Here is a 26,953-nt window from a genome sequence, read left to right on the forward strand (position 1 = left end):
TCCTACTGCCGGGATCCGTCAGTCGGTGGCGTTGACGGCGTCTTCCACCGTGGTGTGAATCGGGAACACCTTGGTGAGACCGGTAATGCGGAAAAACTTGAGGATGCGCTCCTGGTTGCACACCAGGCGCAGCGAGCCCTCGTGCGCACGGACGCGCTTGAGGCCTCCCACGAGCACACCGAGGCCGGTGGAGTCGAGGAAGTCCACTCGCTCCATGTCGACAACCAGGTGGTAGCTGCCGTCGTTCACCAACTCGACCAACTGCTCGCGCAGCTTGGGCGCGGTATACACATCAATCTCGCCACCGACCTCGACGACTGTGCGGTCGCCAACTGTGCGAGTCGACAGGGACAGGTCCACGGATCCTCCAGCACCTTGCTATCGAGCGGCGCCCCCCAGGGGCCTCCTCATCCGAAGGTAGAGGAGGGATTGGCTGCCGCGATGGCATTCAATCACTTACCGGCAGGCGCGCACGACGCCTTGGGACCATTGTCCCGCACACCGGTGACACACTCACTTCGGATGTCCCACACTTCCCGTCCCGGTCGGCCCACGGCGGCCGCGGACTCACGACCCGGCCCCGACACGGTCCTGGACCGCCTGTCACGGGGGCCTTCGCGAGCTGCGCGCATCACTCATACGGAGCACTTGCCCCCTCGGGCGGGCCGTCATGCAGTGTGGCCCGATCGCATCCGAACGGATGTCGTAGCGGCGATCCAGGCCGCGGGCATCGAACACCCGTGGGAACACCAGGCGCGGGCGGCCGAGCACGCACTGGACGGCACGTCCGTGATCGTCGCCACCGGCACCGCCTCGGGCAAGTCCCTCGCCTACCTCGCCCCGGTCCTCAGCGCCCTCGCGGACGGCGCCGAGGCGCCCAATGGGCGGGGCGCGACCGCCCTGTACCTCGCGCCCACCAAGGCCCTCGCCGCCGACCAGCGGCGCGCCGTGCGGGAACTCGCCGGACCGCTCGGAAACGCCGTCCGGCCCGCCGTCTACGACGGGGACACGCCCGTCGAGGAACGCGAATGGGTCCGCCAGTACGCCAACTACGTGCTGACCAATCCCGACATGCTGCACCGGGGCATACTCCCGGGCCACCCCCGCTGGTCCTCCTTCCTGCGCGCCCTGCGCTATGTGGTCATCGACGAGTGCCACACCTACCGCGGGGTCTTCGGTTCGCACGTCGCCCAGGTGCTGCGCCGGCTGCGGCGGCTGTGCGCCCGCTACGGCGCCGACCCGGTCTTCCTCCTCGCCTCGGCCACCGCCACCGACCCGGCCGCCTCGGCGAGCCGCCTCACCGGCATCCCCGTGACGGAGATCACGGACGACGCCTCCCCGCGCGGCGAGGTCGTCTTCGCCCTGTGGGAGCCGCCGCTCACCGAGCTGCGGGGCGAGAAGGGCGCCCCGGTGCGGCGCACGGCCACCGCGGAGACCGCCGAGCTCCTGACCGACCTGGTGGTCCAGGGCGTCCGTACGGTCGCCTTCGTGCGCTCCCGGCGCGGCGCCGAGCTGATCGCCCTGATCGCCCAGGAGCGCCTCGCCTCCGTCGACCGCTCCCTGCCGCCCCGCGTGGCCGCCTACCGCGGCGGCTACCTGCCCGAGGAGCGCCGGGCCCTGGAGCGGGCCCTGCACTCCGGGGAACTCCTCGGGCTGGCCGCCACCACCGCCCTGGAGCTGGGCGTGGACGTCTCCGGCCTGGACGCCGTCCTGATCACCGGGTACCCGGGCACCCGGGCCTCCCTGTGGCAGCAGGCGGGCCGGGCCGGGCGCTCCGGCCACGGCGCCCTGGCCGTCCTGATCGCCCGCGACGACCCGCTGGACACCTACCTCGTCCACCACCCCGAGGCACTGTTCCAGCGGCCCGTGGAGGCCACCGTGCTGGATCCCGACAACCCCTACGTCCTGGCCCCCCACCTGTGCGCGGCGGCCGCCGAGCTGCCGCTGACCCAGGCCGACCTGGCGCTGTTCGGCCCGGCCGCCCACGACCTCATCCCCCAGCTCGAAGCGGCGAAGCTGCTGCGCCGCCGCGCCACGGCCTGGCATTGGACCCGCCGGGAGCGGGCCTCCGACCTGACGGACATCCGGGGCGAGGGCGGACGCCCGGTCCAGATCGTCGAAGCCGCCACCGGGCGGCTGCTCGGCACCGTCGACGAGGCGGCCGCCCACACCACCGTCCACGACGGCGCGGTCCACCTTCACCAGGGCCGCAGCTACCTGGTGAAGCACCTGGACCTGGAGGACTCGGTCGCCCTCGTCGAGGAGGCCTCCCCGCCCTTCTCCACCACCGCCCGCGACATCACCTCCATCTCCGTCCTGGACACCGACACCGAGATCCCCTGGGGCGCGGCCCGGCTCTGCTTCGGCTCGGTCGAGGTCACCAACCAGGTCGTGTCCTACCTGCGGCGCAAACTGATCACCGGCGAGGTGCTCGGCGAGGCCAAACTCGACCTGCCGCCGCGCACCCTGCGCACCCGGGCCGTGTGGTGGACGGTCACCGAGGACCAGCTCGACCAGGCGCGGATCAATCCGGAGATCCTCGGCGGCGCCCTGCACGCCGCCGAGCACGCCTCCATCGGCCTGCTCCCCCTGTTCGCCACCTGCGACCGCTGGGACATCGGCGGCGTCTCCGTGCCGCTCCACCCGGACACCCTCCTTCCGACGGTCTTCGTCTACGACGGCCATCCGGGCGGTGCCGGCTTCGCGGAGCGGGCCTTCCACACGGCCCGCGCCTGGCTGACCGCGACCCGGGACGCCATCGCGGCCTGCGAGTGCGAGGCCGGCTGCCCGTCCTGCATCCAGTCCCCCAAATGCGGCAACGGCAACGACCCCCTCCACAAACGCGGCGCCATCCGCCTCCTGACCCACCTCCTCTCAGGAGCCCCGGACCCTGAGGGGCAGGCGGGGGCGAGGCCCGCTGCGGGGCCGGGGGCGGAGCCAGAGCCGGGGCCCGCCGCGGGGCCGGAGCCGGGGCCCGCCGCGGGGCCGGAGCTCGGGCCGTCGGCACCGCCGGCGGCTTCCTAGGCCCGGGCTCCGTCCCCGCCCTAGTCAGTCAGGTCCGGGGGGCGGGTCGGAGCCGGTGGCCGGGCCCGGGGCAGAGCCAGGGACTGGGGTTGAGGCCGAGGCGGGGTTCGAGGCCGGGCGGGGACCGGGGGCCGGGGGCAGCCGCGGGCCCGCGCGGGCAGTCGACTCGGGGGTGAAGGGGCCCGTCGAGGTGCGGGTCGTGACGTCCGCGAGCTCCCCCGAGAGCGTGCAGGCGGTCATCCGGGCACCCTGGGCCACCGCCACCCGTATCGCCGTCGCGCACGCGGCCCGCGGGCCGTGGGTCCAGCTCGCGGCGGCGGCCAGCGCCGCCAGGTCCGCGGCGGAAGCGGCCCGGTGCCGGGCCACCACCGCCTGGCCCAGCAGCAGCACTCCCCCGAACACCGCCACGAGCGCCGTGGCCACCACCGCCGCCCACACCGTGGCCGAGCCCCGGTCCCGGCTCACGGCGGCGGCCCCACGCTGTCCTCGGCCAGCGCCACCGCCTGGGCCCCCAGCCGCACCGGCAGCGCCCCCGGGCCGGGCGCGGGCGCGCTCACCCGGACCCGCCACAGGTCACCGGTCCGCTCCAGCTCCACCCGCGCCCCCGCCGGCGCGGCTTCCCGGGCCGCGCCGAGGGCCGCCTCGGCCGGTTCCGACCGGGCCGCCACCCGTGCCCCCGCCCGCGCCGCGTCCACGCACCGGATCTGCGCTGCCGCCGCCATCAACGCCCACACCAGCAGCGCCGCGAAAAGAACCAGCGCCGGGATCACCAGTGCCGTCTCAGCCGTCACATATCCCCGGTCCCCCTTTTTCCGCACGCGCCCGGACTTCCCGGACGCGTCGTCAGACCCCTGGCCGGAAGAACACCGGGAAGTCCACTCAGAAGGGCGCATCGAGTGCCTTCCCGATGGTCGACTGGAGCGCCGCCGCGACGGCGTCACTCGTCACCACCTTGTACAGAACGGCCGCGAACGCACACGCCGCGATCGTGCCCATGGCGTATTCCGAAGTGGACATTCCCGCGTCCCCGCAGCGACCCCGCAGAGCCGACCTGACACGCGCCCACATGATCCGCATGACAACCTCCTGTGAATGTGAGTTTCTGATGTGATTTCAGTTACCGGAGAGGAGACCGGAAGCCATTCCGATCACCACCGGAGCCACTCCCACGGCGAGAAAGGCGGGGAGGAAACACAGCCCGACCGGGGCGGTGATGAGAACCGACACCCTCTGCGCCACGGCCCCCGCCCGCCGGGCCCGGTCCTCGCGGAGCCGAACCGCCAGCCGGGACACCGGCTCCGCCGCCGGAGCCCCCGTCCTGGCGGCCCGCTCCAGGCACTCGGCGAGCATCCGGGCGTCCGGTATCCGCGCCAACCTCCCCCACGCGTCCCCCGGTTCACCGCCGAGCCGCAGCTCCGCCCCGGCCATGGCCAGCCGCTCGCCCACCGGCCCGCCGAGCGACTCCCCGACCACCTCGGCCGCCTCCACCGGCCCCGCTCCGGCCGCCAGGCACGCGGCCAGCAGATCCGCGGCGAACGGCAACTGGCGCACCGCCTCCCGCGGATCCACCGCGGGCGCCGCCCGCACCCGGTGCTGCCACCTCCGCACCCCGAAGGCCGCCGCGCACCCGACCGCCCCGCCCGCCACCCCGCCGACCAGGACCCACCCGGCCAGCAGCGCCCCGACCGGCGCGGCCCACCCCGCCACCGCACCCCGGATCCGGGATCCGATCAGGGGCCCGCGGGGGACCGGGTCCACCGGGAGCAGCACCGCGAGCCTGCGCCGGACCCCCCGCTCCCGGACCCGCGCACCCAGCGCCGACGCCAAGCACACCACCGCCCCCGCGAGGCAGAGCGCCGTCCCCAGCCTGTGGACGAAGAACCCGAAGCCACCCCCGGGCTCAGGCAGCCACGCCCCGAACCCGCCCATCACCGCTCACCCGCCCGCATCAGCCGCCGGCACCACAGCAACCCCAGCGCCTCCAGCACCCCGCCCGCCGCCAGACACCCCAGCCCCAGCGGGGTGTGCAGCAGCACCCGCAGCGGGTCGGCGCCCATGGCCGTCCCCATCAGGAGCCCGACCAGCGGCAGCAGCGCCAGCACCACCGCGGTGGAGCGCGCCCCCGCCAACTGGGCCCGCAGCGACTCGTCCCGGTCCCGCTCCGCCCGCAACGCCCCCTCCAGCCGCTCCAGCCCGGCCGCCAGCCCCGCACCGCCGTCCAGCGAGACCCGCCAGCAGGCGGCCATCCCGGCCAGCCCCTCCGCGCCCGGCTCCCGGGCCGCCAGCCGCAGTGCCCCGGCCACGTCCCCGCCGAAGGCCGCCGCGGCCAGCAGCCCCGCCTCCGCCGCGCCCGGACCTCCCGGTCCGGCCACCGTCCGGCGCATCGCCGCCGTGAGGGCCTGCCCCGGCTGCGCCCCGGAGCGCAGCTCCCCCACCACGGCCCCGCACAGGGCCGTCACCTCCGCGGCCCGCGCCTCCCGGGCGCGGGCCCGCCGCCGGATCCGCAGCAGTCTCCGTACCAGCGGCACCGCCACCGCCCCCACGACGAGCGGGATCGCCGATCCCCCCAGTACGGCCAGGACCAGCCCGGCCACCAGCGCACCCCATTCCGGCGCGCGGGCCGCCCGCACCCGCACCGCGGCGACCAGCCGCTCCCAGGGCGCGGGCCCCCCGGATGCCACTGGTCCCGCCCCGGCCAGCAGCAGCCGGGCCCGCCGGGGCCCCTGGTCCCGGGCGGCCAGCAGCCAGGCCGCCGCCCCGGTACAGAGCGCCGCGGCGAACACCGGAACCGATACCAACGACGTCCCCGCGCTCATCGCACACCTCCCAGCAGAGGGCGCAGCCGCTCCCAGCCCGCCTCCCGGACGAAACCCCGCGCACCCCAGCGCAGCGCGGGCACCGTCACCACCAGTCCGGCGGAATCCCGCTCCAGCACGTGCACCTCGGCCACCCGGCGCTGCCCGCCCCGGTCCCGGACCAGGTGGATCACCAGGGAGAGAGCCGCCGCCAACTGGCTGTGCAGGGCGGCCCGGTCAAGCCCGGCGGCGCTTCCCAGGGCCTCCATCCGGGCGGGGACGTGCGCGGCGGCGTTCGCGTGGACCGTCCCGCACCCGCCTTCGTGCCCGGTGTTCAAAGCGGCCAGCAGATCGGCCACTTCGGGTCCCCGCACCTCGCCCACGACCAGCCGGTCCGGCCGCATCCGCAGCGCCTGGCGGACCAGGTCGGCCAGCGTGACCAGGCCCGCGCCCTCCTGGTTCGCCGGGCGGGCCTCCAGCCGCACCACGTGGGGGTGGTCGGGGCGCAGTTCGGCCGAGTCCTCGGCCAGCACGATCCGCTCGTCCGGACCGACCAGCCCCAGCAGCGCGCTGAGCAGCGTGGTCTTTCCGGTGCCGGTGCCCCCGGACACCAGGAACGAGAGCCGGGCCTCGATCAGCGCCCGGAGCAGCCGCTGCCCGCCCGGCGGCAGCGTCCCCGCGGCCACCAGTTCCTCCAGGGTGAAGGCCCGCGGCCGCACCACCCGCAGCGACAAGCAGGCCGAGCCGACCGAGACGGGTGGCAGCACCGCGTGCAGCCGGGTGCCGTCCGGGAGCCGCGCGTCCACCCAGGGCCGCGCGTCGTCCAGCCGGCGCCCCGCGACGGCGGCCAGCCGCTGCGCGAGCCTGCGCACCGCCTCGGCGTCCGCGAAGGTCACCGCGGTCAGCTCCAGCCCCCCGCCCCGGTCCACCCACACCCGGTCCGGCGCGGCCACCAGCACGTCCGTCACCCCGGGATCGGCCAGCAGGGCCTCCAGCGGCCCCGCGCCGACCAGCTCGCACCGCAACTCCTCGGCGGCGCCCAGCACCTCCGCGTCCCCCAGCAACCGCCCCTGGGCCCGCAGCGCCGCCGCCACCCGGGCCGGGGTCGGCTCCGCCCCGCTCTCCGCCAGCCGCCGGCGCACCGCGTCCAGCAGCCCGGCGCTCATGCCGTCACCCCCTGACCGGCAGGGGCCAGCGCCCGCGCCCAGAAGCCGTCGCAGAACCGGGCCAGCGCACCCCGGGCCCGAGCCCCCGGGGTCTCCCCCTCGGCCACCCTGCCGGGCAGTCCCACCTCCAGCGGCACCTCTCCGGCCAGCGGCACCCGCAGCAGCTCGGCCACCGCTTCGGCGTCCAGCCCGCCCGGGAACCTTCCCCGGACCACCACCCGCACGTCCCGGGCCACCATCCGGACCCCCGCCGCCACCCGCCCGGCGGCGGCCACCGCCCGCAGCTCGCCCGGCACCACGAGCAGCACCAGGTCCAGCTGGGCCAGTACCTCGGCCACCCCTTCGTCCACCCGCCGGGGCAGGTCGACCACCACCACGCCGCCCCGGCGCCGCGCGGCGGCCACCACGGACCGCATCGCGGCGGGCGGCACCACCACCCGGTCGCCGCGGTCCCAGCTGAGCACCCGCAGCGCGTGCAGTTCCGGCAGTGATTCCGCCAGCGCGTCGGCGCCGACCCGGCCCCGCGAGCCCGCGAAGTCCGGCCAGCGCAGCCCCTGGGCGCCCTCGCCGCCGAGCAGCACGTCCATACCGCCGCCCAGCGGGTCGCCGTCGACGAGGAGGGTCCGCTCCCCGGAAGCGGCGGCCCGCACCGCCAGGGCGCAGGCCAGCGTGGAGGCTCCGGCGCCGCCGCTCCCGCCGATGACCCCGACCGTCAGCGCGGGCCGTCCGGCGCCCTCGACCACATCGGCGATGCGGTCGACGAGACGGCTCTCGGCGTCCGGAAGCCGCAGGACCTCCTCGGCGCCGATCTCCACCGCCCGCTGCCACACCAGGGGATCGTCCAGATCCCGGCCGACGAGGAACACCCCGTGCCGGCGGGGCGCTCCGCGCACCCGCCGCGCGGCGTCGTCCCCGACGAGGACGAGCGGCGCGCTCTCCCAGCCGATGCCCCCGCCCGCGGTCCGCTCGGCGCCGTCCCCTGGGTCCCCGCCGGTGCGCCGGGCCCCGGCGGCCTCGCCGCCCTCGGCGCCGTCTGGGTCGACGTCGGCGGCCCACGCCGTTCCGCTGTGCTCCGGCACCGAGTGGTCCACATACGGCTCGGCTCCCGCCGCGGCGCACAGCCGCAGCAGATCGTCGAGCAGCAACGGGTCTTCCGTGATGATCAGCGGCCGTCCGCCGCCCAGCGCGGGCCGCTCCCCGGCGGGAACCGGCACGCCCCGTCCCGGCCGAGCCCTTTCCCCTGCCCGCGCGCGGGCCTTCACACCGACCGCCGCTCCCCGCGGCCTTCCGGCCACCGGTCCCGCCGCGGGCCGGGTCCGCGCCCGGGGCCCCGCCGCGGCCGCCCTCCCGGTCCTCGGTCCGGCCCACATTCCGGCCGTCGATCCCGTGAACGATCCAGCCATGATCCCCACCCCTTTCTCACCGCACATCCCGGGCCGTGGACTTCACGCCCGGAATCACCGTGCAGCGAGGAGGGGAAATCAAGTGGATCTTGCTTGAAAACTGGGGACAAGAACGCGCCTGTGAATAACTTCGCCACCCACAAGAGTGAGTTCACAGCGCACTGGAACAACTACACAGCGTCATGCGTTCGAGAGAATGAAGGGCCTTCGCCACGCAGGCCCACCGAGCAAGAGGGGCCAGAGGAATGATCACTTGGGGCCGAAGGCAGGGACGCGAACCGCGTCCGGACATGCGACGACCCCCGCCGGGGGGGAGAGCGGGGGTCGTCCCCACGGTCCGACTCGGGGGGGGAGGAGCCAGACCGGGTTAGCACGGTCGCGAACGATCCGTGACTTCCATGGTGTACCCGAGAGGCCGCTTAGGCAAACCCACGCGCCGCACTTTACGCCGAATGGTGGGCGCATATGCTCGGGGCGTGGAAAACCAGCCCTTGCCGCACTCCTCGCCTCGCACTGCCGCCTTCTTCGACCTGGACAAGACGGTCATTGCCAAGTCGAGCACGCTGACGTTCAGCAAGTCCTTCTACCAGGGCGGCCTGATCAACCGGCGAGCGGTGCTGCGCACCGCGTACACCCAGTTCATCTTCCTGGCCGGCGGCGCCGACCACGACCAGATGGAGCGGATGCGGGAGTACCTCTCCGCGCTCTGCAAGGGATGGAACGTCCAGCAGGTCCGGGAGATCGTCGCCGAGGCCCTGCACGACCTCATCGACCCGATCATCTACGACGAGGCGGCCTCCCTCATCGAGGCCCATCACACCGCGGGCCGCGACGTGGTGATCGTCTCGACCTCCGGCGCGGAGGTGGTCGAGCCGATCGGCGAGATGCTGGGCGCCGACCGGGTCGTCGCCACACGCATGGTGGTCGGCGAGGACGGCTGCTTCACCGGCGAGATCGAGTACTACGCCTACGGGCCCACCAAGGCGGAAGCCGTACGGGAGTTGGCCGAGTCCGAGGGCTACGACCTCGCGCGCTGCTACGCCTACAGCGACTCGGCGACGGACGTCCCGATGCTGGAGGCGGTCGGCCACCCGCACGCGGTCAACCCCGACCGGGCACTGCGTCGGGAGGCACTGGCCCGAGAGTGGCCGGTCCTGGTCTTCAACCGGCCGGTCCGGCTCAAGCAGCGGCTGCCCGGACTGTCCATGCCCGCCCGCCCCGCACTTATCGCGGCGGCGGCGGTCGGCGCGGCCGCGGCCACGGCCGGCCTCGTCTGGTACACCAGCCGACGCCGGGCGAGCGCCCTCGCGGCGGTCACCGGCTCCGCCTGACGCCCGCCGATCCGCACCTCGCACAGCCCCCCGCGAGGCCCTGACCAGCCACGACACGCCGCGCCCGATTCGCACCGTTACGCCCCGAAAGTAAAGAAGTGGGGCTAGGGGTTCCGCTTACTTCGGAAGCGGAGTACAAAGGAGTCAACGGCCCGCGAGACCAAAGAACATCCGAGAGGATCATCTTTAACCGCAGTAAGGCCCACGGACCGAGCAAGATGCACGAACGCCGAGCACCCACGCGACGTCGACCCGTCGATTACGGGCCAGCCGCACCAGGTGACGGGCAGAGTTCCCGACCTGATGGGCAACCTTCGAGGACGCTTGGTAACCCGGCGCGAGTGCCAGCGGCGACACCAGAGCAAGACGGTGTCGCCGCAACCCTTTGTTCCGGCCGCCCTCAGGCGGCGCCGCGCTGGAGCGCCTCGCACACCGCCGTCGACTCGCGGACACCCAGTTCGACCGCCCGCCCGCAGTGCGCGATCCATGCGGCCATCCCCTCGGGGGTCCCGGACACGTACCCCTCGAAGGCCGCCAGGTAGCCCGCGCGGCCCTGCTCGGCGTGACCGACCTCCGCAGGGCAGATCGCCTTCGGGTCGAGGCCGCTGTTGATGAGCACGATCCGCTCGGCCGCACGCGCGACCAGCCCGTTGTACGAAGCGAACGGCCGCAGCGCCAGCAGCTCGCCGTGCACCACGGCCGCCGTGACCAGAGCCGGGGCCGCACTCCCGCCGATGATCAGCCCGGACAGCCCTTCGAGCCGTCCCGCGACCTCCCGCGCGTCCGGCAGCGGCAGCTCCACCAGCGGCTCGTCCACCGGCTCGCCGGCCAGCCTCGGCCGCCCGACGGTGTCCACGGCCGGTCCGTCCGCCCCCGGCGCGGAACCGGAGCCAGAGCCACCACCCGTCCTCACCTGCCCCACCGCCACCAGGTGCAGCCGCGCCAGCACCCGCATCGGCGATTGCCGCCAGATGCTCAGCAGCTGCCCGGCCTCGGCGGTGAGCCGCAGCGCCGCGCCCACGGTCCGCGCCTGCTCCTCCGAGCCGAAGTCGCTGCGCCGCCGCACCTCCTCCAGGGCCCAGTCCGCACCGGACAGCGCCGCGCTCCCGCGCGCCGCCCGCAGTGCGGCCTCCGAGGTGACCTCGCCGGCGCGGCGCCGCATCACCCGGTGCCCGTAGACCCGGTCCACGGCCTTGCGTACGGAGTCCACCGCGTCCGGCACTCCGGGGAGCGACGTCAGGACGGCCAGCGGATCAGAAGCGCTACTCATAAGTAGGGAGCCTACGCACTGCTCAGCCATAGCACCGACCCCTCCTTGGAGTGGTCTTCTTCACTCACCTCGGACACACCGTGCGGTCAACCGACTACGCTTGGTGAACATGAAGATCGCTTTCGTGGGAAAGGGAGGCAGCGGCAAGAGCACGCTGTCCTCCCTCTTCATCCGCCACCTCGCAGCCAATGAGGCCCCCGTCGTCGCGGTGGACGCCGACATCAACCAGCACCTGGGCGCCGCGCTCGGTCTCACCGAGGAAGAGGCCGCCGCGCTGCCCGCCATGGGCGCGCACCTGCCGCTGATCAAGGAGTACCTGCGCGGCTCCAACCCCCGCATCGCCTCCGCCGAGGCGATGATCAAGACCACCCCGCCCGGCAGCGGCTCGCGCCTGCTGCGCGTCGCGGAGGACAACCCGGTCTACGACGCCTGTGCCCGTACCGTCACGCTCGACCGCCACGAAGAGGGCGACGTCGAGTACGTCCGGCTCATGGTCACCGGGCCCTTCACCGAATCCGACCTGGGCGTGGCCTGCTACCACTCGAAGGTCGGGGCGGTCGAACTCTGCCTGAACCACCTCGTGGACGGACCCGACGAGTACGTCGTCGTCGACATGACGGCCGGTTCGGACTCCTTCGCCTCCGGCATGTTCACCCGCTTCGACATGACCTTCCTGGTCGCCGAGCCGACGCTCAAGGGCGTGTCCGTCTACCGCCAGTACAAGGAGTACGCGCGGGACTTCGGCGTCACGCTGAAGGTGGTCGGGAACAAGGTCCAGGGGCAGGACGACATCGACTTCCTGCGCGCCGAGGTCGGGGACGACCTGCTCGTCACCGTCGGGCACTCCGACTGGGTCCGGTCGATGGAGAAGGGCCGTCCGGCCCCCTTCGACCTGCTGGAGGCGAGCAACCGGGTGGCCCTGCAGACGCTCCAGGACGCGGCCGACGACTCGTACGCCGGGCGCGACTGGGTCCGGTACACCGAGCAGATGGTGCACTTCCACCGGAAGAACGCCGAGAGCTGGGGCAACGCGAAGACGGGGGTCGATCTGACGGACCAGATCGACCCCGACTTCGTCCTCCACGAGCGGCTCGGTCACCAGCGGCTCGACGGCGAGCCCGTCACCGGGGCGTCCGCCGGGCCGGCGGGTGAGCCGCTCAGCTCTCCTCTGCCGACTCCGCAGCCGGCTTGACGGCCGGGGGCGCCGCGGCAGCGGAGGGCGGGGCCGCCGGACCCGCGGTCAGGAACTTCGTCCAGCCCTCCTTCGGCGCCTGGCCGACGTCGAGCGTGCGCATCCACTCCAGGGTCTTGGGGTCCTGCGCGTCCAGCCAGTCGGCCAGCTCGCGGAAGGTGACGCAGCGGACCTCCTTCTGCGTGCACATGCCCTTGATGGAGTCCTCGACGGCGCGCATGTAGGTGCCGCCGTTCCAGGACTCGAAGTGGTTGCCGATGATCAGCGGGGCGCGGTTGCCCTCGTAGGCGCGGCCGAAGGCCTTCATCAGGCCGTCGCGCATCTGCTCACCCCAGTAGGCGTGCTGCGAGGGGTCGCCCTGGGTCGTCGTCCCCGACTGATTGACCAGGTAGTTGTAGTCCATGCTGAGCGTCTCGAACGCGCGCCCCGGCATCGGCACCAGCTGGAGCGGCAGGTCCCACAGGCCGTCCGTCTTCTTGGGCCAGATCTGCTTGCTGATCCCGCTGGAGTCGTAGCGGAAGCCCATGTCCTTCGCCGCCAGCATGAAGTTCTTCTGGCCTTCGAGGCACGGGGTGCGGGCGCCGATCAGCTCCTTGTCGTAGTCGAAGGGCAGCGCCTTCTCCTGCTTGAGGGCCGGGGTGTTCGTCTTCCAGGACTTGACGAAGGACTTGGCCTGGTTGATCTCGCTCTTCCACTCCTCCACCGACCAGGTGCCGACGCCGCCTTCGGGTCCGCAGAAGTGGCCGTTGAAGTGGGTGCCGATCTCGTTGCCCTCGAGCCAGGCGCCGCGGACCTGCTCGGCGGTGTCCTTGATGCCCTGCAGGTCACCGAAGCCGATGTCCGAGCGGCCGGGGGCGTGCTGGGGAGCGGTGTAGAGGGAACGCTTCTCCTCGGGGAGCATGTACACGCCGCTGAGGAAGTACGTCATCCGCGCGTTGTACTGCTTGCCGACCCCGCGGAAGTGCGAGAAGAGCTTCTGGCTGTCCTCGCCGGCCCCGTCCCACGAGAAGACCACGAATTGCGGGGGCTTCTGGCCGGGCTTGAGCTTTTCCGGCTTGGCCACGTTCGGCTGCGGGCCGGTGTACGAGGTCGAGCCGTCGCCGATCATCCGCAGGACGCTGCCCGGGGCCTCCGGCGCCGCCGCGCCCTTCTTGACCTGAGCGCCCCCCGAGCCGGTGGACTTGGCGGGCTCCGAGGCGCCGCATCCGGTCGCGCCCAGGACCAGTGCCGTGGCGATCAGCCCTCCGGCGATCTTCTTCGTGGCGGCCATCATCCGCCCACCTCATCCCTTGCCCGTTTCGGTGTTCCGCACGTTCCGGCTGAAACGTCGCACGCGACCCGGCCCGGGAAAGGTATGACAAGCCCGACTAAATACTTAATCACTCGTGCGAGCTAATTCGTAGGCTATTCGACCCCTATGTCTAGGCAGGCTCTTTACTCTGCATTACCATCCATTTACCGAGTGTTGAGACTCCCGCCGCTTCACCCCTGCCCCCAGAGGAGACGGGACATGACCGCCAGCGCCCCCACGCGCTCCACCCACCACGCCTCCCCGCCCCCGGCGCCCCCCGGGGCCACGCCCCGGATTCCCCCCGGCCTCGCCGCCGACCTCTCCGCCTCCGCCGCCGTCTTCCTGATCGCCCTGCCGCTCTCCCTGGGCATCGCCCTGGCCACCGGCGCGCCCCTCCAGGCCGGGCTCGTGGCCGCCGTCGCGGGCGGGATCGTCGCCGGACGGTTCGGCGGGGCTCCGCTCCAGGTGAGCGGCGCCGCCACCGGACTCACCGTCGTCACCGCCGAGTTGATCCAGCGCTACGGCTGGCGCACCACCTGCGCCATCACCGTCCTCGCGGGTCTCTGCCAGCTGGGCCTCGCCCTCCTGCGCACCGCCCGCTCCGCCCTCATGGTCAGCCCGGCCGTCGTCCACGGCATGCTCGCCGGCGTCGGCGTGACCATCGCCATCGCCCAGCTGCACATCGTGCTCGGCGGCACTCCGCAGAGTTCCGCTGTGGCCAACGTGCTGGGACTGCCCGCCCAGTTGGCCGACCTCCACCCCGGGGCGCTCGCCGTCAGCGCGCTCACCCTGACCGTGCTGCTCGCCTGGCCCCGGCTGCCCGGTCGGACCGGGCGGGCGCTGCGCAAGGTTCCGGCGGCGCTCGCCGCCGTCGCCTCGGCCACCGCCGTCGCGGCCTTCGCCGGACTCACCCTGCCCCGGGTGGACCTGCCGTCCTGGAGCAGCCACGCCCTGCCCGAGCTGCCCGAGGGGCCCGTCCTCGGCATCCTCGCGGCGGTGCTCACGGTCACCCTGGTCGGCAGTGTGGAATCGCTGCTGTCCGCGGTCGCCACCGACAAGATGATCGCCTCCAGCCGCGGTACCGGCGACCGCCCCGCGCGCGCCGACCTGAACCGGGAGCTGGGCGGCCAAGGGCTCGCCAACATGGTCTCCGGGGCGCTCGGCGGGCTTCCCGTCGCGGGCGGGGCCGCCCGTAGCGTCGCCAACGTGAAGTCCGGTGCGGTCAGCCGGAGGTCGTCGATGCTGCACGGCCTGTGGGTGCTGCTCGCGGCCGGGCTGCTCGTCCCCCTGCTGGACCTGATCCCGCTCGCCGCGCTGGCCGCGCTCGTCATGGCCGTGGGCGTGCAGATGGCCAGCATCACGCGGCTGCGCAACGTCACCCGTCACCGGGAGTTCGTCGTCTACCTCACGACCATCACGGCCGTGGTGCTCGGCGGCGTCCTCGAAGGCGTGGCCGTCGGCATCGCGGCCGCGGTCGCCGTGGCCCTGCAGCGCCTGGCACGCACGCGGATCACCGTCGAGATCCAGGACGACGGCGCGGTCCACCGGGTCTGGGCACGCGGCCAGTTGACCTTCCTCGCCGTGCCGCGGCTGAGCCGGGTGCTGGGGCAGATCCCGCCGCAGGCACACGCCGTGATCGAGCTGGACGGCTCCTTCATCGACCACGCGGCCTACGAGACGCTCCAGGACTGGCAGGACTCCCATCTGGCACACGGCGGTTCGGTGGAGGTCACCGGCCGCTCCGGGGCCCGGATCGGTGAGCCCGGCCAGGCCCCGCACGGCGCCCACCACTGCTGCCGCCCCTGGACCCCCTGGAAGAACCACTGCGACCACCGGACGGCCGGGGAGCCGGAGACCGGAGCGGTGGGTCCGGCGGCTCACGCCGGTTCGGTGGTCCCCGTCGGCGAGGCCGCTCCCGCGAGGGGCGCGGCGGTTCCGGGCGGCTCGGCGGGTCCGGGCGCTCCGGTCGGCCCGGCCGGCTCCGCTGCCGCCGGGGCGCGGGCCGGCGTCCGCCCGACCCCCGGGCCGCGCCGCCGGGGAGCGGGCCAACTGGCCAACGGGATCGTCGCGTTCCAGCGCGACACCGCCCCGCACGTCCGGGACGAGCTGGCCCGGCTGGCGCGCGAGGGGCAGAGCCCCTCGCAGCTCTTCCTGACCTGCGCGGACTCCCGTCTGGTCACCAGCATGATCACGGCCAGCGGTCCGGGCGACCTGTTCACGGTCCGCAATGTCGGCAACCTGGTCCCGCTGCCCGGCGCCGAGTCCACCGACGACTCCGTCGCGGCCGCCATCGAGTACGCGGTGGACGTCCTGCGGGTGGACAGCATCACCGTGTGCGGGCACTCGGGGTGCGGGGCGATGCAGGCACTGCTCAATGCGACGCCGGGCGCACCGATGACGCCGTTGCGGCGCTGGCTGCGGCACGGACTGCCGAGCCTGGCCCGGATGTCCAGTCGGCACCACGCCTGGGTGCGGATCTCGGGCCGGCTGCCCGCGGACGCCGTGGAGCAGCTCTGCCTGACCAATGTGGTGCAGCAGCTGGAACACCTGCGGGCCCACGAGTCGGTGGCGCGCAGGCTGGCGGAGGGGACCCTGGAACTCCACGGCATGTACTTCCACGTGGGCGAGGCCCAGGCCTATCTGCTGTCCCCGGGCGAGGACTTCTTCGACTGCCGGGTCTTCGACAGTGTCCTCCCGGACACCGAGGGGGCAAAAGCGGCCAAGCGGGACGCTCCCGCTCTGCCCCGGGCGGCCTCCCACGCCTGAGCCGATACGCTCCGTCCTCGAACGCCACCGATGGCCCCTTCCCGCGACCCGTCGCGGGAAGGGGCCATCGGCGCCTGCCCGCCCGGGGCCGGGGCACCCGATCCACCGTGGTATAGGTCTAAACCAATTCTCGGCAAGGGCTTGTCACCTGGGTGTCCGACCTGATGAGCTATACCCGGGGACACAACGGACACCCTGGGAAAGGGAGATGTCGTGAGCAATGACAGCCTGGCCAACCTGCTCAAGGAGGAGCGGCGGTTCACACCGCCCGCCGATCTGGCCACCGCCGCCAACGTGACGGCCGCGGCGTACGAACAGGCCGACGCGGACAGGCTGGGCTTCTGGGCCGAGCAGGCACGTCGGCTGAGCTGGGCCGTCGAGCCCACCGAGACGCTCGACTGGAGCAACCCGCCCTTCGCGAAGTGGTTCGCGGACGGCAAGCTGAACGTCGCCTACAACTGCGTGGACCGTCACGTCGAGGCCGGCAACGGCGACCGGGTGGCCCTCCACTTCGAGGGCGAGCCGGGCGACAGCCGCTCGATCACTTACGCCGAGCTCAAGGACGAGGTCTCCCGGGCCGCCAACGCCCTGACCGAGCTGGGGGTGCGCAGCGGCGACCGGGTCGCCGTCTACCTGCCGATGATCCCCGAGGCCGTCGTCGCGATGCTCGCGTGCGCCCGGGTCGGCGCCGCACACTCCGTGGTCTTCGGCGGTTTCTCCGCCGACGCCGTCGCCTCCCGCATCCAGGACGCCGACGCCCGGCTCGTCATCACCGCCGACGGCGGCTACCGCCGCGGCAAGCCCACCGCGCTCAAGCCCGCCATCGACGAGGCCGTCGGCAAGTGCCCGCAGGTCGAGCACGTGCTCGTCGTCCGGCGCACCGGCCAGGACACCGCCTTCACCGAGGGCCGGGACGTCTGGTGGCACGACATCGTCGGCCGCCAGTCCGCCGAGCACGCCCCCGAGGCCTTCGACGCGGAGCACCCGCTCTTCATCCTCTACACCTCGGGCACCACGGGGAAGCCGAAGGGCATCCTGCACACCTCGGGCGGCTACCTCACGCAGGCCTCGTACACGCACCACGCCGTCTTCGACCTCAAGCCGGAGACCGACGTCTACTGGTGCACCGCCGACATCGGCTGGGTGACCGGGCACTCCTACATCGTCTACGGGCCGCTGGCCAACGGCGCGACCCAGGTGATGTACGAGGGCACCCCCGACACCCCCCACCAGGGGCGTTTCTGGGAGGTCGTGCAGAAGTACGGCGTCACCATCCTCTACACGGCGCCCACCGCCATCCGCACCTTCATGAAGTGGGGCGACGACATCCCCGCCAAGTTCGACCTGTCGAGCCTGCGCGTGCTGGGGTCGGTCGGCGAGCCGATCAACCCCGAGGCCTGGATGTGGTACCGCAAGAACATCGGCGGTGACCGCTGTCCGATCGTGGACACCTGGTGGCAGACCGAGACCGGCGCCATGATGATCTCCCCGCTGCCCGGTGTCACCGCGACCAAGCCGGGTTCCGCCCAGCGCGCGCTGCCCGGCATCGGCGCCACCGTCGTGGACGACGAGGGCAACGAGGTCCCCGACGGCGGAGGCGGCTACCTGGTCCTCACCGAGCCGTGGCCCTCCATGCTGCGCACCATCTGGGGTGACGACCAGCGGTTCATCGACACCTACTGGTCGCGCTTCCCGGGCAAGTACTTCGCCGGCGACGGCGCCAAGAAGGACGACGACGGCGACATCTGGCTGCTCGGCCGGGTCGACGACGTCATGCTGGTCTCCGGCCACAACATCTCGACCACCGAGGTCGAGTCGGCGCTCGTCTCGCACCCCTCGGTCGCCGAGGCGGCCGTGGTCGGCGCGGCGGACGAGACCACCGGTCAGGCCATCGTGGCGTTCGTGATCCTGCGCGGCAGCGCCGCCGAGACCGACACCCTGGTCGCGGAGCTGCGCAACCACGTGGGCACCACGCTCGGCCCCATCGCCAAACCGAAGCGGATCCTGCCGGTCCAGGAGCTGCCCAAGACCCGCTCCGGCAAGATCATGCGCCGCCTGCTGCGCGACGTCGCGGAGAACCGGGCGGTCGGTGACGTCACCACCCTCGCGGACTCCTCGGTCATGGACCTGATCCAGACCCAGCTGCCCGCCGCGGGCGACGAGGACTGAGTCCCCCGCGTCCCAGGGGCACCCGGCGCACAGCGCGCCGGGTGCCCCTTTCGCGTTTAAGGTGATGATCGCCGGATACATCCCTTGCGTACCTCGCACCGTCCGCGGGTCCCCTGTAAAGTATTGAGAACGTAAAAATGTGATCCACAGGGTGCGCCGGGAAGTCTGGTCGGCAACGTGCTTCGTCATGCCGTCCAACCGACCCCGGAGGTCCTCACGTGGCCGCGCCCCGCCCGACCGAACCGCCCGCCCGCAAGCTCCTCGGCATGCTCTCGCTGCCCGAGCGCCGGTTCGTGGCCGACGCGCTGCGCGCCGAGACCGTGGGCGGCGTCCTGCTCCTCGTGGCCGCCATCGCCGCCCTGATGTGGGCGAACATCCCGGCCCTGGCCGACGGCTACGACAGCGTCCGCGGCTTCCACCTCGGCCCCGCCGCCCTCGGGCTGGACCTCTCGCTCCAGCACTGGGCGGCCGACGGCCTGCTCGCCGTCTTCTTCTTCGTCGCCGGCATCGAGCTGAAGCGCGAACTCGTCGCCGGGGACCTGCGCGATGCCAGGGCCGCCGCCCTGCCAGTGATCGCCGCCCTCTGCGGCATGGCGGTCCCCGCCCTGGTCTACGTGGCGGTCAACACCTTCGGCGGCGGCTCGACGGACGGCTGGGCGGTCCCCACCGCCACCGACATCGCCTTCGCACTCGCCGTCCTCGCCGTGATCGGCACCTCGCTGCCGTCCGCGCTGCGCGCGTTCCTGCTGACCCTGGCCGTGGTCGACGACCTGTTCGCCATTCTGATCATCGCGGTGTTCTTCACCAGCGACATCAACTTCGCGGCGCTCGGCGGGGCGGTCGCCGGCCTCGTCCTCTTCTGGTTCCTGCTGCGCCGAGACGTCCGCGGCTGGTACGTCTACGTGCCGCTCGCCCTGGTGATCTGGGGCCTGATGTACAACAGCGGCGTGCACGCGACCATCGCCGGTGTCGCCATGGGCCTGATGCTCCGCTGCCACGTCAAGGACGGCGAGCAGCACTCCCCCGGCGAGCACATCGAGCACCTGGTCCGGCCCGTCTCCGCCGGTCTGGCCGTCCCCTTCTTCGCCCTCTTCGCCGCCGGCGTCTCCCTCTCGGACGAATCGATCGGACAGGTCTTCACCCGGCCCGAGACGCTCGGCGTGGTGCTGGGCCTGGTCGTCGGCAAGACCATCGGCATCTTCGGCGGCACCTGGCTGGCCGCCCGCTTCACCAGGGCCGAGCTGAACGACGACCTCGCCTGGCCCGACGTCTTCGCGGTCGCCTCGCTCGCCGGCATCGGATTCACCGTCTCCCTGCTGATCGGCGAACTCGCCTTCGCCGGCGACCAGACCCTCACCGACGAGGTGAAGGCCGCCGTCCTGATCGGCTCCCTCATCGCCGCCGTCTTCGCGAGCGTGATGCTCAAGCTCCGCGACCGCAAGTACAAGGCCCTCACCGACGCGGAGGAGCGCGACGAGGACCTCGACGGGATCCCGGACGTCTACGAGGCGGACAAGCCGGACTACCACCTGCGCATGGCGAAGATCTACGAGGCCAAGGCCGCGGAACACCGCCGCCGGGCGGAAGCCGCCGGAGCGGCCCCCGGAGCGGTCGCGGGGGCCGCGGGCTCCGCCGAAGGGGCCGAAGCGGCCAGCGCCGCCGCCACCGGGTCCCCCGCCGGAGGCGACCGTCCGGCATGATCTGACTGACGGAGGACAGCCGTCGCCGACAGACGAATGAGGGAGAGAGCGATGAGCGCAGTGGACCAAGGGGCGCAAGGAGCCGAGCGCACGCTCGGTCAGCTGGTCGCCTCGGCCACCGCCGAGATGTCCGCCCTGGTGCACGACGAGATCGCCCTCGCGAAGGCGGAACTGCGCCAGGACGTCAAGCGCGTGGGCATCGGTGCTACCGCCATCGGTATCGCCGGAGTGTTCGGAATCTTCTCGTTGCCGGTGCTGAGTTTCGCGGCCGCCTACGGGATCCACGCCCTCGGCCTCGGCCTCGCGTGGTCGTTCCTGATCGTCGGCGGAGCGTTCCTGCTGCTCGCGGGCCTGCTCGCGCTGATCGCAGTGTCGAAGTTCAAGAAGGTCAAGCCGCCGGAGCGCTCCATCGCCTCCGTCAAGCAGACCGCGGCCCTGGTCGGGACCGTCAAGCCGCATCCGCGGCCGGTCAGTGACAAGGCGGTGGGTGTGGCACGCTCGTCTTCATGACAGCGCCCACACCGGACCCCAGCAGCACCCCGCCCCCGGCTGCCTCGCCGGTGCGGATCGACGGCCCCTGGACCCACCGGGACGTCGCCGCCAACGGCGCCCGGTTCCACGTCGCCGAGCTGGGCGAGGGGCCGCTGGTGCTGCTCCTGCACGGCTTCCCGCAGTTCTGGTGGACCTGGCGCCACCAGCTGGTGGCGCTCGCCGACGCGGGCTACCGCGCGGTGGCGATGGACCTGCGCGGGGTGGGCGGCAGCGACCGCACCCCGCGCGGTTACGATCCGGCCAACCTCGCCCTCGACGTCACCGGGGTCATCCGCTCGCTGGGCGAGCCAGACGCCGCGCTCGTGGGGCACGACCTGGGCGGGTACCTCGCCTGGACCGCCGCCGTCATGCGGCCCAAGCTGGTGCGGCGCCTGGTCGTCTCCTCCATGCCGCATCCGCGCCGCTGGCGCTCGGCGATGCTGTCCGACGTCGGCCAGACCCGGGCCAGTGCGCACATCTGGGGCTTCCAGCGGCCGTTCATCCCCGAACGGCAGCTCGTCGCCGACGGGGGCGCGCTGGTCGGCGAGCTGATCCGCGCGTGGTCGGGGCCGCTGTCGCAGGGGGGCCCGGACGGCCGCGCGGAGGAGGAGGCCATCGACGCCTACCGGCGCGCGATGTGCATCCCGTCCACCGCGCACTGCTCGATCGAGCCCTACCGCTGGATGATGCGCTCCATGGCCCGGCCGGACGGGCTCCAGTTCAACCGCCGGATGAAGCGTCCGGTGCGGGTGCCGACGCTGCACGTACACGGCGCGCTCGACCCGGTGATGCGCACGCGCAGTGCGGCGGGGTCCGGGGAGTACGTCGAAGCCCCGTACCGGTGGCGGCTGTTCGACGGTCTCGGGCACTTCCCGCACGAGGAGGCCCCGGACGTCTTCTCGACGGAGCTGGTGAACTGGCTGGGGGACCCCGAACCCGACCGGTGACCGGCGGGAACACGTGTCCTACGCACGTTCACTTGCCCGCCGCATAGGCCAATTGGCCGACGCCCGGGCGATTACGGACCTTGGGCCACGGGCAGAGGTCCCGGTATGGGCTGGACGCACGACTACGGTGACACCGCACGCGAACGACGCTCGGCCGCCGCGCCGGGCACCCACGAGAGGGTCGGTCGACAAGGCCACGGCCACGACCCCCGGCTCGGAATTCCACTGATCCTGCGCCGCCGGGCCCGCTGGGTCTCGGCGCGCCTGCGCCATCCGCGCACGTAGACGACGCACACGTAGACGACGCACCCGAGGCGTACCACCACCCCACCCCACCCGATCCGTCCGCCCGCGCGGTGTGCGCGGTCCGCTCCCGCGGGCCGCGCACACCGCGTACGGCTCAGAGGGCGCAGCCCTGGCTGTCGATCCGGCGCTCGGCGCTCCGGCCGTTCCTGATGTCGTCGCGGACCTCGTCCGCCGTCAGGGCGTAGCCGGTGTTCGGGTCGTCGAGCGACTTCGCGAACACGACCCCGTACACCTTGCCGTCGGGCGTCAGCAGCGGGCCGCCCGAGTTGCCCTGGCGGACCGTCGCGTACAGCGAGTAGACGTCACGGCGGACGGTGCCCCGGTGGTAGATGTCCGGGCCGTTCGCATTGATCCGGCCCCGGACGCGGGCCGGGCGCACGTCGTAGGCGCCGTTCTCCGGGAACCCGGCGACGATCGCGTCGAACCCGCTCGCCGCGTCCTTCTCGGCGAATTCGAGCGGCGGCGCCTTCAGCTTGGGCACGTCCAGGACGGCGATGTCCCGCTCCCAGTCGTAGAGCACGACCTTGCCGTCGTACAGCTTGCCCTCGCCGCCGATCTGCACGGTCGGCTCGCCGACCCCGCCGACGACGTGCGCGTTCGTCATGACCTTGCCCGGCGCGAAGACGAAGCCGGAGCCCTCCAGCACCTTGCTGCAACTGGGCGCCGTGCCGACCACCTTGACGATGGATCGCTTCGCGCGCTCGACGACGGGGCTGCGGGCCAGCTCCGGGTCGGGCGGCTGCACCGCGGTGATCGGTTCGTTCGAGAACGGACTGAAGACCTGGGGGAAGCCGTTCTGCGCGAGGACGGAACTGAAGTCCGAGAACCAGGTGTTGGCCTGGTCGGGCAGCACCCGCGACACGCCGAGCAGCACCTTGGAGCCGCGAACCTCCTTGCCCAGCGTGGGAAGTGACGTCCCGGCGAGCGCGGAGCCGATCAGCCACGCCACCAGCAGCATGGCCATCACGTTCACCAGCGCGCCGCCGGTCGCGTCCACCACGCGCGCCGGTGACCAGGTGATGTAGCGGCGCAGCCGGTTGCCCAGGTGCGTGGTGAAGGCCTGGCCGATCGAGGCACAGACGATGACGACGACCACCGCGACCACGGCCATGGTGGTGGACACCTTGGCCTTGTCGTCCGTCACCTGGTCCCAGACGAGCGGGAGCAGGGACACGGCGATGAGACCGCCGCCCAGGAAGCCGGTCACCGACAGGATGCCGACGACGAACCCCTGGCGGTAGCCCACGATCGCGAACCACACGGCGGCGACCAGCAACAGGATGTCCAGCACGTTCACGTGGGCCACCGTCTCATGCGCGCCAGTCGAGGGGGACCTGGCGCGAGCGGTCCCACGGCTGCTCCCAGCCGGCGAAATGCAGGATCCGGTCGATCACTCCGGCCGTAAAACCCCAGACCAGAGCCGATGCGACCTGGAACGCGGGGCCCTGGTAGCCGCCCGGGTGGACGACGGTGACCCGGTGGGCCGGGTCCGTGAGATCCGCCACGGGAACCGTGAAGACCCGCGCGGTCTCCGCGAGGTCCACGGCCCCGACCGGGCTGGGCTCGCGCCACCAGCCGAGCACCGGGGTCACGACGAACTCGCTGACCGGGATGTAGAGCCGGGGCAGCACGCCGAAGAGCTGCACTCCGGCCGGATCCAGCCCGGTCTCCTCCTCGGCCTCGCGCAGGGCGGCCCGCAGCGGGCCGGTGGTCTGCGGGTCGCCGTCCTCGGGGTCGAGGGCGCCGCCCGGGAAGGACGGCTGGCCGGCGTGAGAGCGCAGCGCGGCGGCGCGCTCCATCAGGAGCAGTTCGGGGCCGCGCGGGCCCTCGCCGAAGAGCACCAGCACGGCGGACTGGCGGCCCGCGCCGTCCTCCGGGGGCAGGAAGCGGCTCAGCTGGGTCGGCCGGACGGTCCGGGCGGCCGAGACCACGGGGTCGAGCCAGCCGGGCAGCCCGCGCGTGCTGACCTCGATCCCGCCGGGCGCGCCGCCGCCGCCCCGGGCGGGTCCGGGGCCGGTGCGGGCCCGGGCTCCGGTGGTCAGGCTGTCGTCCTGCGTCCCGCGCGTCATAGGCACCCTTGCTCCCTGTACTTCCGGCATCCGGACAACGCGGTCCGTGGCCGGTTTCGTTCCTCGGAACACCTCGAAACCATCTCGGGCCATCCCGGGCATGTCAGGTCGTCGACACGTCCCGCGGCGTCACGACCCCGCGCCGAGCGGGGGCGCCGGGCGGCCCGGGTAGTCGGGGGGCGGACTCAGCCGCTGGCCCGGATACCCGCCCATCTCGTACTTCAGGAGCAGCTTCGCCTTCTCCGGGTCGGTCTCGCCCTCGCCGTACGCGGGGCAGAGCGGCGCGATCGGGCAGGCGCCGCAGGCGGGCTTGCGGGAGTGGCAGATCCGGCGGCCGTGGAAGACGACCCGGTGCGAGAGCATCGTCCACTCGCTCTTCGGGAAGATCGCGCAGATCTCCGCCTCGACCTTCTCCGGGTCCTCCTGCTCGGTCAGCTTCCAGCGGCGCACCAGGCGGCCGAAGTGGGTGTCGACGGTGATCCCCGGGACACCGAAGGCGTTGCCGAGGACCACGTTGGCGGTCTTGCGGCCGACGCCCGGCAGGGTGACCAGGTCTTCTATCCGGCCCGGCACCTCACCGCCGAAGTTGTCGCGCAGCGCGGCCGAGAGGCCGAGCAGCGACTTCGCCTTCGCCCGGAAGAACCCGGTCGGCCGGATGATCTGCTCCAGCTCCTCGGGCACGGCCGCCGCCATGTCCTCGGGGGTGGGGTAGGCGGCGAAGAGCGCCGGGGTGGTCTGGTTCACCCGCAGGTCGGTGGTCTGCGCGGACAGCACGGTCGCGACGAGCAGCTCGAAGGGATTGCGGAAGTCGAGTTCCGGATGGGCGTACGGATAGACCTCGGCCAGCTCGCGGTTGATGCGGCGGGCACGCCGGACCATGGCGAGGCGGGATTCCGCTTTGGCCCCCTTGGCCGCCTCGGCCGGCTTGGCCGCTCTCCCGGACGTCACCGCGGGCGCCGCCTTGGCCGCCTTCACCTTCGACGCCCCCGCGGCGGGTTTCTTGGCCGAAACTTTGCCCTTCGCGGGCGGCGACCCCTCCGGAGCGGCCCCGGACGGAGGCTGTTCGCCCACAGCAGAATTATGGGCCGCGGTCACATCCGCGGACCCCTTGGCCTGTGCTCTCACCGGCTTATTGGACACCCGGCCAGCCTAAGGCCGACGGCTGACACCCCGCCGGACCTCTGGTAACACCACTCCGATTGGCCTCCCACCGCACAGCACGCCCGTAAGTCCGGCATCCTTGTGACCTGAGTGACTGATCGCACTGTTTAACGCGTCCGGCAAAATGGGGGACGCAGGTCCCCCTGACGCCGGTCGACATAGGAGAGAGACTCGTGGACGACGTTCTGCGGCGCGCCCCGCTCTTCGCGGCGCTCGATGACGAGCAGGCCGCGGAGCTCCGCGCATCCATGGGCGAGGTGACCCTCGCCCGCGGTGACGCCCTGTTCCACGAGGGCGACCCCGGCGACCGCCTGTATGTGGTGACCGAGGGCAAGGTGAAGCTGCACCGCACCTCGCCCGACGGGCGCGAGAACATGCTGGCCGTGCTCGGCCCCGGCGAGCTGATCGGTGAGCTGTCCCTCTTCGACCCGGGCCCGCGCACCGCCACGGCGACCGCGCTGACCGAGGTCAAGCTGCTCGGCCTCGGCCACGGCGACCTCCAGCCCTGGCTGAACGCCCGCCCCGAGGTCGCGACCGCGCTGCTGCGCGCCGTCGCCCGCCGCCTGCGCAAGACCAACGACCAGATGTCCGACCTGGTCTTCTCCGACGTGCCGGGCCGCGTGGCCCGGGCGCTGCTGGACCTGTCGCGCCGCTTCGGCGTGCAGTCCGAAGAGGGCATCCACGTCGTGCACGACCTGACGCAGGAGGAGCTGGCCCAGCTCGTCGGCGCCTCCCGCGAGACCGTGAACAAGGCGCTCGCCGACTTCGCCGGCCGCGGCTGGCTGCGCCTCGAAGCGCGCGCCGTCATCCTGCTGGACGTGGAGCGGCTGGCGAAGCGCTCGCGCTGACGCCCGCCCTCGTCCCACGGCGCCCCCGCGGGCGCCCGGCGACACCGTGAAGGGGGTTCCGCCCACGGGCGGGACCCCCTTCCGCATGCCCCGCCCCCGCCGGTCCCCGGGCCGCGGTGCCACAGTGGTTCCCATGGGACACAGAGGGCTGGACCCCCAGGGGTTCATCGCGCGCGAAGGTTCCCTCGGGCGGGTGCCCGCGCCCTTCCGCGAGGTGGTCGCCGCCGCCCGGACGCGGATCGCCGAGGCGTACGGGCCGCGGCTGCACAGCGCCTACCTGTACGGGTCCGTGCCGCGCGGCACCGCCCGGCCCGGCCGCTCCGGCCTCGACCTCCTGGTCGCCCTGCACCGCGAGCCCGCCGGCGAGGACCGGGACACCGCCGAGGTGCTCGTCCGCGGGCTCGACCTGGACTTCGCGCGGGCGGGCGGGGTGATCCGCGGCGCGGGGATCCTGCTCCACGGCAAGGAGACCCTGCTCGGCGAGGCGCAGCGGTACGAACTGGGGTGGTTCCTCGCCTGCCTGTGCACCCCGCTGCTCGGTGCGGACCTGGCCGAGCACCTGCCGCGCTACCGCCCGGACGCCCGGCTCGCCCGGGAGACCAGCGGCGACCTGGAGGACGTACTCGCCACCGCGCGCGAACGGGCCGCGGCGGCGCGGACGGACGCGGAGCTGCGGGAGCTGAATCGTTTCCTCGCTCGGCGTCTCGTGCGCACCGGATTCACCCTGGTCATGCCCCGGTGGGGCGGCTGGACCAGCGACCTGGCCGAATCCGCCGAGATCTTCGCCCGGTACCACCCCGAGCGCGCGGACCAGATGCGGGCGGCGGCGGCCGAAGGCCTGGACCCGGGCGCCGACCGGGGCGTCCTCTGGGCCCACCTGGAGGACCTGGGACCGTGGCTCGCCGCGGAGCACACCGCCCGGCACGGCCGCCGCGGCCCGCGGCGGGCCGGGGAAGTCTTCTAGAGGTCCCGCCCGGTCGGCCG

Annotated in this window: 24 protein-coding genes; 11 read left to right on the forward strand and 13 right to left on the reverse strand. The window is 73.0% G+C overall.

The window, feature by feature from the left end:
• Positions 1-18: 18 nt before the first annotated feature.
• Entirely contained in the window at positions 19-360 is a 342-nt protein-coding gene (bldG, locus tag AC0693_RS37455) for an anti-sigma factor antagonist BldG (protein ID WP_478804427.1), read from the reverse strand.
• A gap of 81 nt (positions 361-441) precedes the next feature.
• Between bldG and AC0693_RS37460 the strand changes: the two genes are divergently transcribed.
• On the forward strand, positions 442-3,024 hold the full coding sequence (locus AC0693_RS37460) for a DEAD/DEAH box helicase (protein WP_478804428.1): 2,583 nt from the start codon (positions 442-444) through the stop codon (positions 3,022-3,024).
• A gap of 24 nt (positions 3,025-3,048) precedes the next feature.
• Here AC0693_RS37460 and AC0693_RS37465 read toward each other — a convergent pair whose 3' ends face one another.
• From AC0693_RS37465 to ssd, 7 genes are read right to left on the reverse strand one after another with little or no spacing between them, the layout of a single operon-like run.
• A complete protein-coding gene (locus AC0693_RS37465) occupies positions 3,049-3,489 on the reverse strand; it encodes an Rv3654c family TadE-like protein (RefSeq protein ID WP_478804429.1) in 441 nt (146 codons plus the stop codon).
• Positions 3,486-3,917, reverse strand: coding sequence for a TadE family type IV pilus minor pilin (locus AC0693_RS37470; protein WP_469319122.1), 432 nt, complete (start codon positions 3,915-3,917; stop codon positions 3,486-3,488). Before AC0693_RS37470 ends, AC0693_RS37465 begins: the two co-directional genes overlap by 4 nt.
• Positions 3,904-4,092: a DUF4244 domain-containing protein gene (locus AC0693_RS37475; RefSeq protein ID WP_469319132.1), complete on the reverse strand. Its 189-nt coding sequence runs from the start codon at positions 4,090-4,092 to the stop codon at positions 3,904-3,906. Before AC0693_RS37475 ends, AC0693_RS37470 begins: the two co-directional genes overlap by 14 nt.
• A gap of 45 nt (positions 4,093-4,137) precedes the next feature.
• The gene (locus AC0693_RS37480) at positions 4,138-4,953 is read right to left on the reverse strand and encodes a type II secretion system F family protein (protein ID WP_478804430.1); all 816 of its coding nucleotides are present in this window, start codon (positions 4,951-4,953) and stop codon (positions 4,138-4,140) included.
• A complete protein-coding gene (locus AC0693_RS37485; RefSeq protein ID WP_469319124.1) occupies positions 4,953-5,840 on the reverse strand; it encodes a type II secretion system F family protein in 888 nt (295 codons plus the stop codon). The genes AC0693_RS37480 and AC0693_RS37485 overlap by 1 nt, the downstream gene beginning before the upstream one ends.
• Positions 5,837-6,985 (reverse strand): TadA family conjugal transfer-associated ATPase, encoded by a 1,149-nt coding sequence (locus tag AC0693_RS37490; RefSeq protein WP_478804431.1) that lies wholly within the window; start codon positions 6,983-6,985, stop codon positions 5,837-5,839. Before AC0693_RS37490 ends, AC0693_RS37485 begins: the two co-directional genes overlap by 4 nt.
• Positions 6,982-8,199: a septum site-determining protein Ssd gene (gene ssd, locus AC0693_RS37495; protein ID WP_478804432.1), complete on the reverse strand. Its 1,218-nt coding sequence runs from the start codon at positions 8,197-8,199 to the stop codon at positions 6,982-6,984. The genes AC0693_RS37490 and ssd overlap by 4 nt, the downstream gene beginning before the upstream one ends.
• A 641-nt stretch (positions 8,200-8,840) precedes the next feature.
• On the opposite strand from ssd, the gene AC0693_RS37500 reads away from it, so the two are divergent.
• The gene (locus tag AC0693_RS37500) at positions 8,841-9,719 is read left to right on the forward strand and encodes an HAD family hydrolase (RefSeq protein ID WP_469319126.1); all 879 of its coding nucleotides are present in this window, start codon (positions 8,841-8,843) and stop codon (positions 9,717-9,719) included.
• A 400-nt stretch (positions 9,720-10,119) separates the two neighbouring features.
• On the opposite strand, the gene AC0693_RS37505 is transcribed toward AC0693_RS37500, so the two are convergent.
• Complete coding sequence (locus AC0693_RS37505; protein ID WP_356406538.1) at positions 10,120-10,989, reverse strand: Fic family protein; 870 nt, start codon at positions 10,987-10,989, stop codon at positions 10,120-10,122.
• A gap of 109 nt (positions 10,990-11,098) precedes the next feature.
• Between AC0693_RS37505 and AC0693_RS37510 the strand changes: the two genes are divergently transcribed.
• Positions 11,099-12,181 (forward strand): ATP-binding protein, encoded by a 1,083-nt coding sequence (locus AC0693_RS37510; protein WP_478804433.1) that lies wholly within the window; start codon positions 11,099-11,101, stop codon positions 12,179-12,181.
• Here the strand turns inward: AC0693_RS37510 and AC0693_RS37515 are convergent.
• Positions 12,147-13,454, reverse strand: coding sequence for a polysaccharide deacetylase family protein (locus AC0693_RS37515; protein ID WP_478804434.1), 1,308 nt, complete (start codon positions 13,452-13,454; stop codon positions 12,147-12,149). The two genes, AC0693_RS37510 and AC0693_RS37515, sit on opposite strands and share 35 nt — an antisense overlap.
• A 237-nt stretch (positions 13,455-13,691) precedes the next feature.
• On the opposite strand from AC0693_RS37515, the gene AC0693_RS37520 reads away from it, so the two are divergent.
• The 6 genes from AC0693_RS37520 (at position 13,692) to AC0693_RS37545 (ending at position 21,870) form a co-directional block, all read left to right on the forward strand.
• Positions 13,692-16,238, forward strand: coding sequence for a SulP family inorganic anion transporter (locus AC0693_RS37520; protein WP_478804435.1), 2,547 nt, complete (start codon positions 13,692-13,694; stop codon positions 16,236-16,238).
• Between the two features lie 171 nt (positions 16,239-16,409).
• A complete protein-coding gene (acs, locus tag AC0693_RS37525) occupies positions 16,410-18,407 on the forward strand; it encodes an acetate--CoA ligase (RefSeq protein ID WP_356406829.1) in 1,998 nt (665 codons plus the stop codon).
• Between the two features lie 266 nt (positions 18,408-18,673).
• Positions 18,674-20,107 carry a Na+/H+ antiporter NhaA gene (gene nhaA, locus AC0693_RS37530; protein ID WP_478804450.1) on the forward strand — a complete coding sequence of 478 codons (1,434 nt, stop codon included), beginning with the start codon at positions 18,674-18,676 and terminating at the stop codon, positions 20,105-20,107.
• 51 nt (positions 20,108-20,158) lie between these two features.
• Positions 20,159-20,617, forward strand: a complete 459-nt coding sequence (locus tag AC0693_RS37535) for a phage holin family protein (protein ID WP_356406528.1) — start codon at positions 20,159-20,161, stop codon at positions 20,615-20,617.
• Positions 20,614-21,585 (forward strand): alpha/beta fold hydrolase, encoded by a 972-nt coding sequence (locus tag AC0693_RS37540; RefSeq protein WP_356406525.1) that lies wholly within the window; start codon positions 20,614-20,616, stop codon positions 21,583-21,585. Before AC0693_RS37535 ends, AC0693_RS37540 begins: the two co-directional genes overlap by 4 nt.
• 105 nt (positions 21,586-21,690) lie before the next feature.
• Positions 21,691-21,870, forward strand: coding sequence for a hypothetical protein (locus AC0693_RS37545; RefSeq protein WP_356406522.1), 180 nt, complete (start codon positions 21,691-21,693; stop codon positions 21,868-21,870).
• Between the two features lie 115 nt (positions 21,871-21,985).
• On the opposite strand, the gene AC0693_RS37550 is transcribed toward AC0693_RS37545, so the two are convergent.
• The 3 genes from AC0693_RS37550 to nth form a co-directional block, all read right to left on the reverse strand.
• Entirely contained in the window at positions 21,986-23,188 is a 1,203-nt protein-coding gene (locus AC0693_RS37550; RefSeq protein WP_356406519.1) for a MarP family serine protease, read from the reverse strand.
• A 13-nt stretch (positions 23,189-23,201) separates the two neighbouring features.
• Positions 23,202-23,960: an NUDIX hydrolase gene (locus tag AC0693_RS37555; RefSeq protein WP_468469921.1), complete on the reverse strand. Its 759-nt coding sequence runs from the start codon at positions 23,958-23,960 to the stop codon at positions 23,202-23,204.
• 129 nt (positions 23,961-24,089) lie between these two features.
• Entirely contained in the window at positions 24,090-24,908 is an 819-nt protein-coding gene (nth, locus tag AC0693_RS37560; protein WP_356406514.1) for an endonuclease III, read from the reverse strand.
• 386 nt (positions 24,909-25,294) lie between these two features.
• On the opposite strand from nth, the gene AC0693_RS37565 reads away from it, so the two are divergent.
• Positions 25,295-25,969 carry a Crp/Fnr family transcriptional regulator gene (locus tag AC0693_RS37565; RefSeq protein ID WP_003981529.1) on the forward strand — a complete coding sequence of 225 codons (675 nt, stop codon included), beginning with the start codon at positions 25,295-25,297 and terminating at the stop codon, positions 25,967-25,969.
• A 133-nt stretch (positions 25,970-26,102) separates the two neighbouring features.
• Positions 26,103-26,933: a nucleotidyltransferase gene (locus AC0693_RS37570; RefSeq protein WP_478804436.1), complete on the forward strand. Its 831-nt coding sequence runs from the start codon at positions 26,103-26,105 to the stop codon at positions 26,931-26,933.
• The last annotated feature ends 20 nt before the right edge of the window (positions 26,934-26,953 follow it).

The sequence above is a fragment of the Streptomyces sp. NPDC043876 genome, from assembly GCF_056435825.1.

What these genes read in the sequence shown, in the direction of transcription:
- AC0693_RS37460 (WP_478804428.1), top strand. Translation starts at nt 442, where the DNA reads ATGGCATTCAATCACTTACCGGCAGGCGCGCACGACGCCTTGGGACCA.
- AC0693_RS37470 (WP_469319122.1), bottom strand. Translation starts at nt 3,917, where the DNA reads ATGCGCCCTTCTGAGTGGACTTCCCGGTGTTCTTCCGGCCAGGGGTCT.
- AC0693_RS37475 (WP_469319132.1), bottom strand. Translation starts at nt 4,092, where the DNA reads ATGTGGGCGCGTGTCAGGTCGGCTCTGCGGGGTCGCTGCGGGGACGCG.
- AC0693_RS37480 (WP_478804430.1), bottom strand. Translation starts at nt 4,953, where the DNA reads ATGGGCGGGTTCGGGGCGTGGCTGCCTGAGCCCGGGGGTGGCTTCGGG.
- AC0693_RS37485 (WP_469319124.1), bottom strand. Translation starts at nt 5,840, where the DNA reads ATGAGCGCGGGGACGTCGTTGGTATCGGTTCCGGTGTTCGCCGCGGCG.
- AC0693_RS37490 (WP_478804431.1), bottom strand. Translation starts at nt 6,985, where the DNA reads ATGAGCGCCGGGCTGCTGGACGCGGTGCGCCGGCGGCTGGCGGAGAGC.
- AC0693_RS37500 (WP_469319126.1), top strand. Translation starts at nt 8,841, where the DNA reads ATGGTGGGCGCATATGCTCGGGGCGTGGAAAACCAGCCCTTGCCGCAC.
- AC0693_RS37505 (WP_356406538.1), bottom strand. Translation starts at nt 10,989, where the DNA reads ATGAGTAGCGCTTCTGATCCGCTGGCCGTCCTGACGTCGCTCCCCGGA.
- AC0693_RS37510 (WP_478804433.1), top strand. Translation starts at nt 11,099, where the DNA reads ATGAAGATCGCTTTCGTGGGAAAGGGAGGCAGCGGCAAGAGCACGCTG.
- AC0693_RS37515 (WP_478804434.1), bottom strand. Translation starts at nt 13,454, where the DNA reads ATGATGGCCGCCACGAAGAAGATCGCCGGAGGGCTGATCGCCACGGCA.
- AC0693_RS37520 (WP_478804435.1), top strand. Translation starts at nt 13,692, where the DNA reads ATGACCGCCAGCGCCCCCACGCGCTCCACCCACCACGCCTCCCCGCCC.
- nhaA (WP_478804450.1), top strand. Translation starts at nt 18,674, where the DNA reads ATGCTCTCGCTGCCCGAGCGCCGGTTCGTGGCCGACGCGCTGCGCGCC.
- AC0693_RS37535 (WP_356406528.1), top strand. Translation starts at nt 20,159, where the DNA reads ATGAGCGCAGTGGACCAAGGGGCGCAAGGAGCCGAGCGCACGCTCGGT.
- AC0693_RS37540 (WP_356406525.1), top strand. Translation starts at nt 20,614, where the DNA reads ATGACAGCGCCCACACCGGACCCCAGCAGCACCCCGCCCCCGGCTGCC.
- AC0693_RS37545 (WP_356406522.1), top strand. Translation starts at nt 21,691, where the DNA reads ATGGGCTGGACGCACGACTACGGTGACACCGCACGCGAACGACGCTCG.
- AC0693_RS37555 (WP_468469921.1), bottom strand. Translation starts at nt 23,960, where the DNA reads ATGACGCGCGGGACGCAGGACGACAGCCTGACCACCGGAGCCCGGGCC.
- AC0693_RS37570 (WP_478804436.1), top strand. Translation starts at nt 26,103, where the DNA reads ATGGGACACAGAGGGCTGGACCCCCAGGGGTTCATCGCGCGCGAAGGT.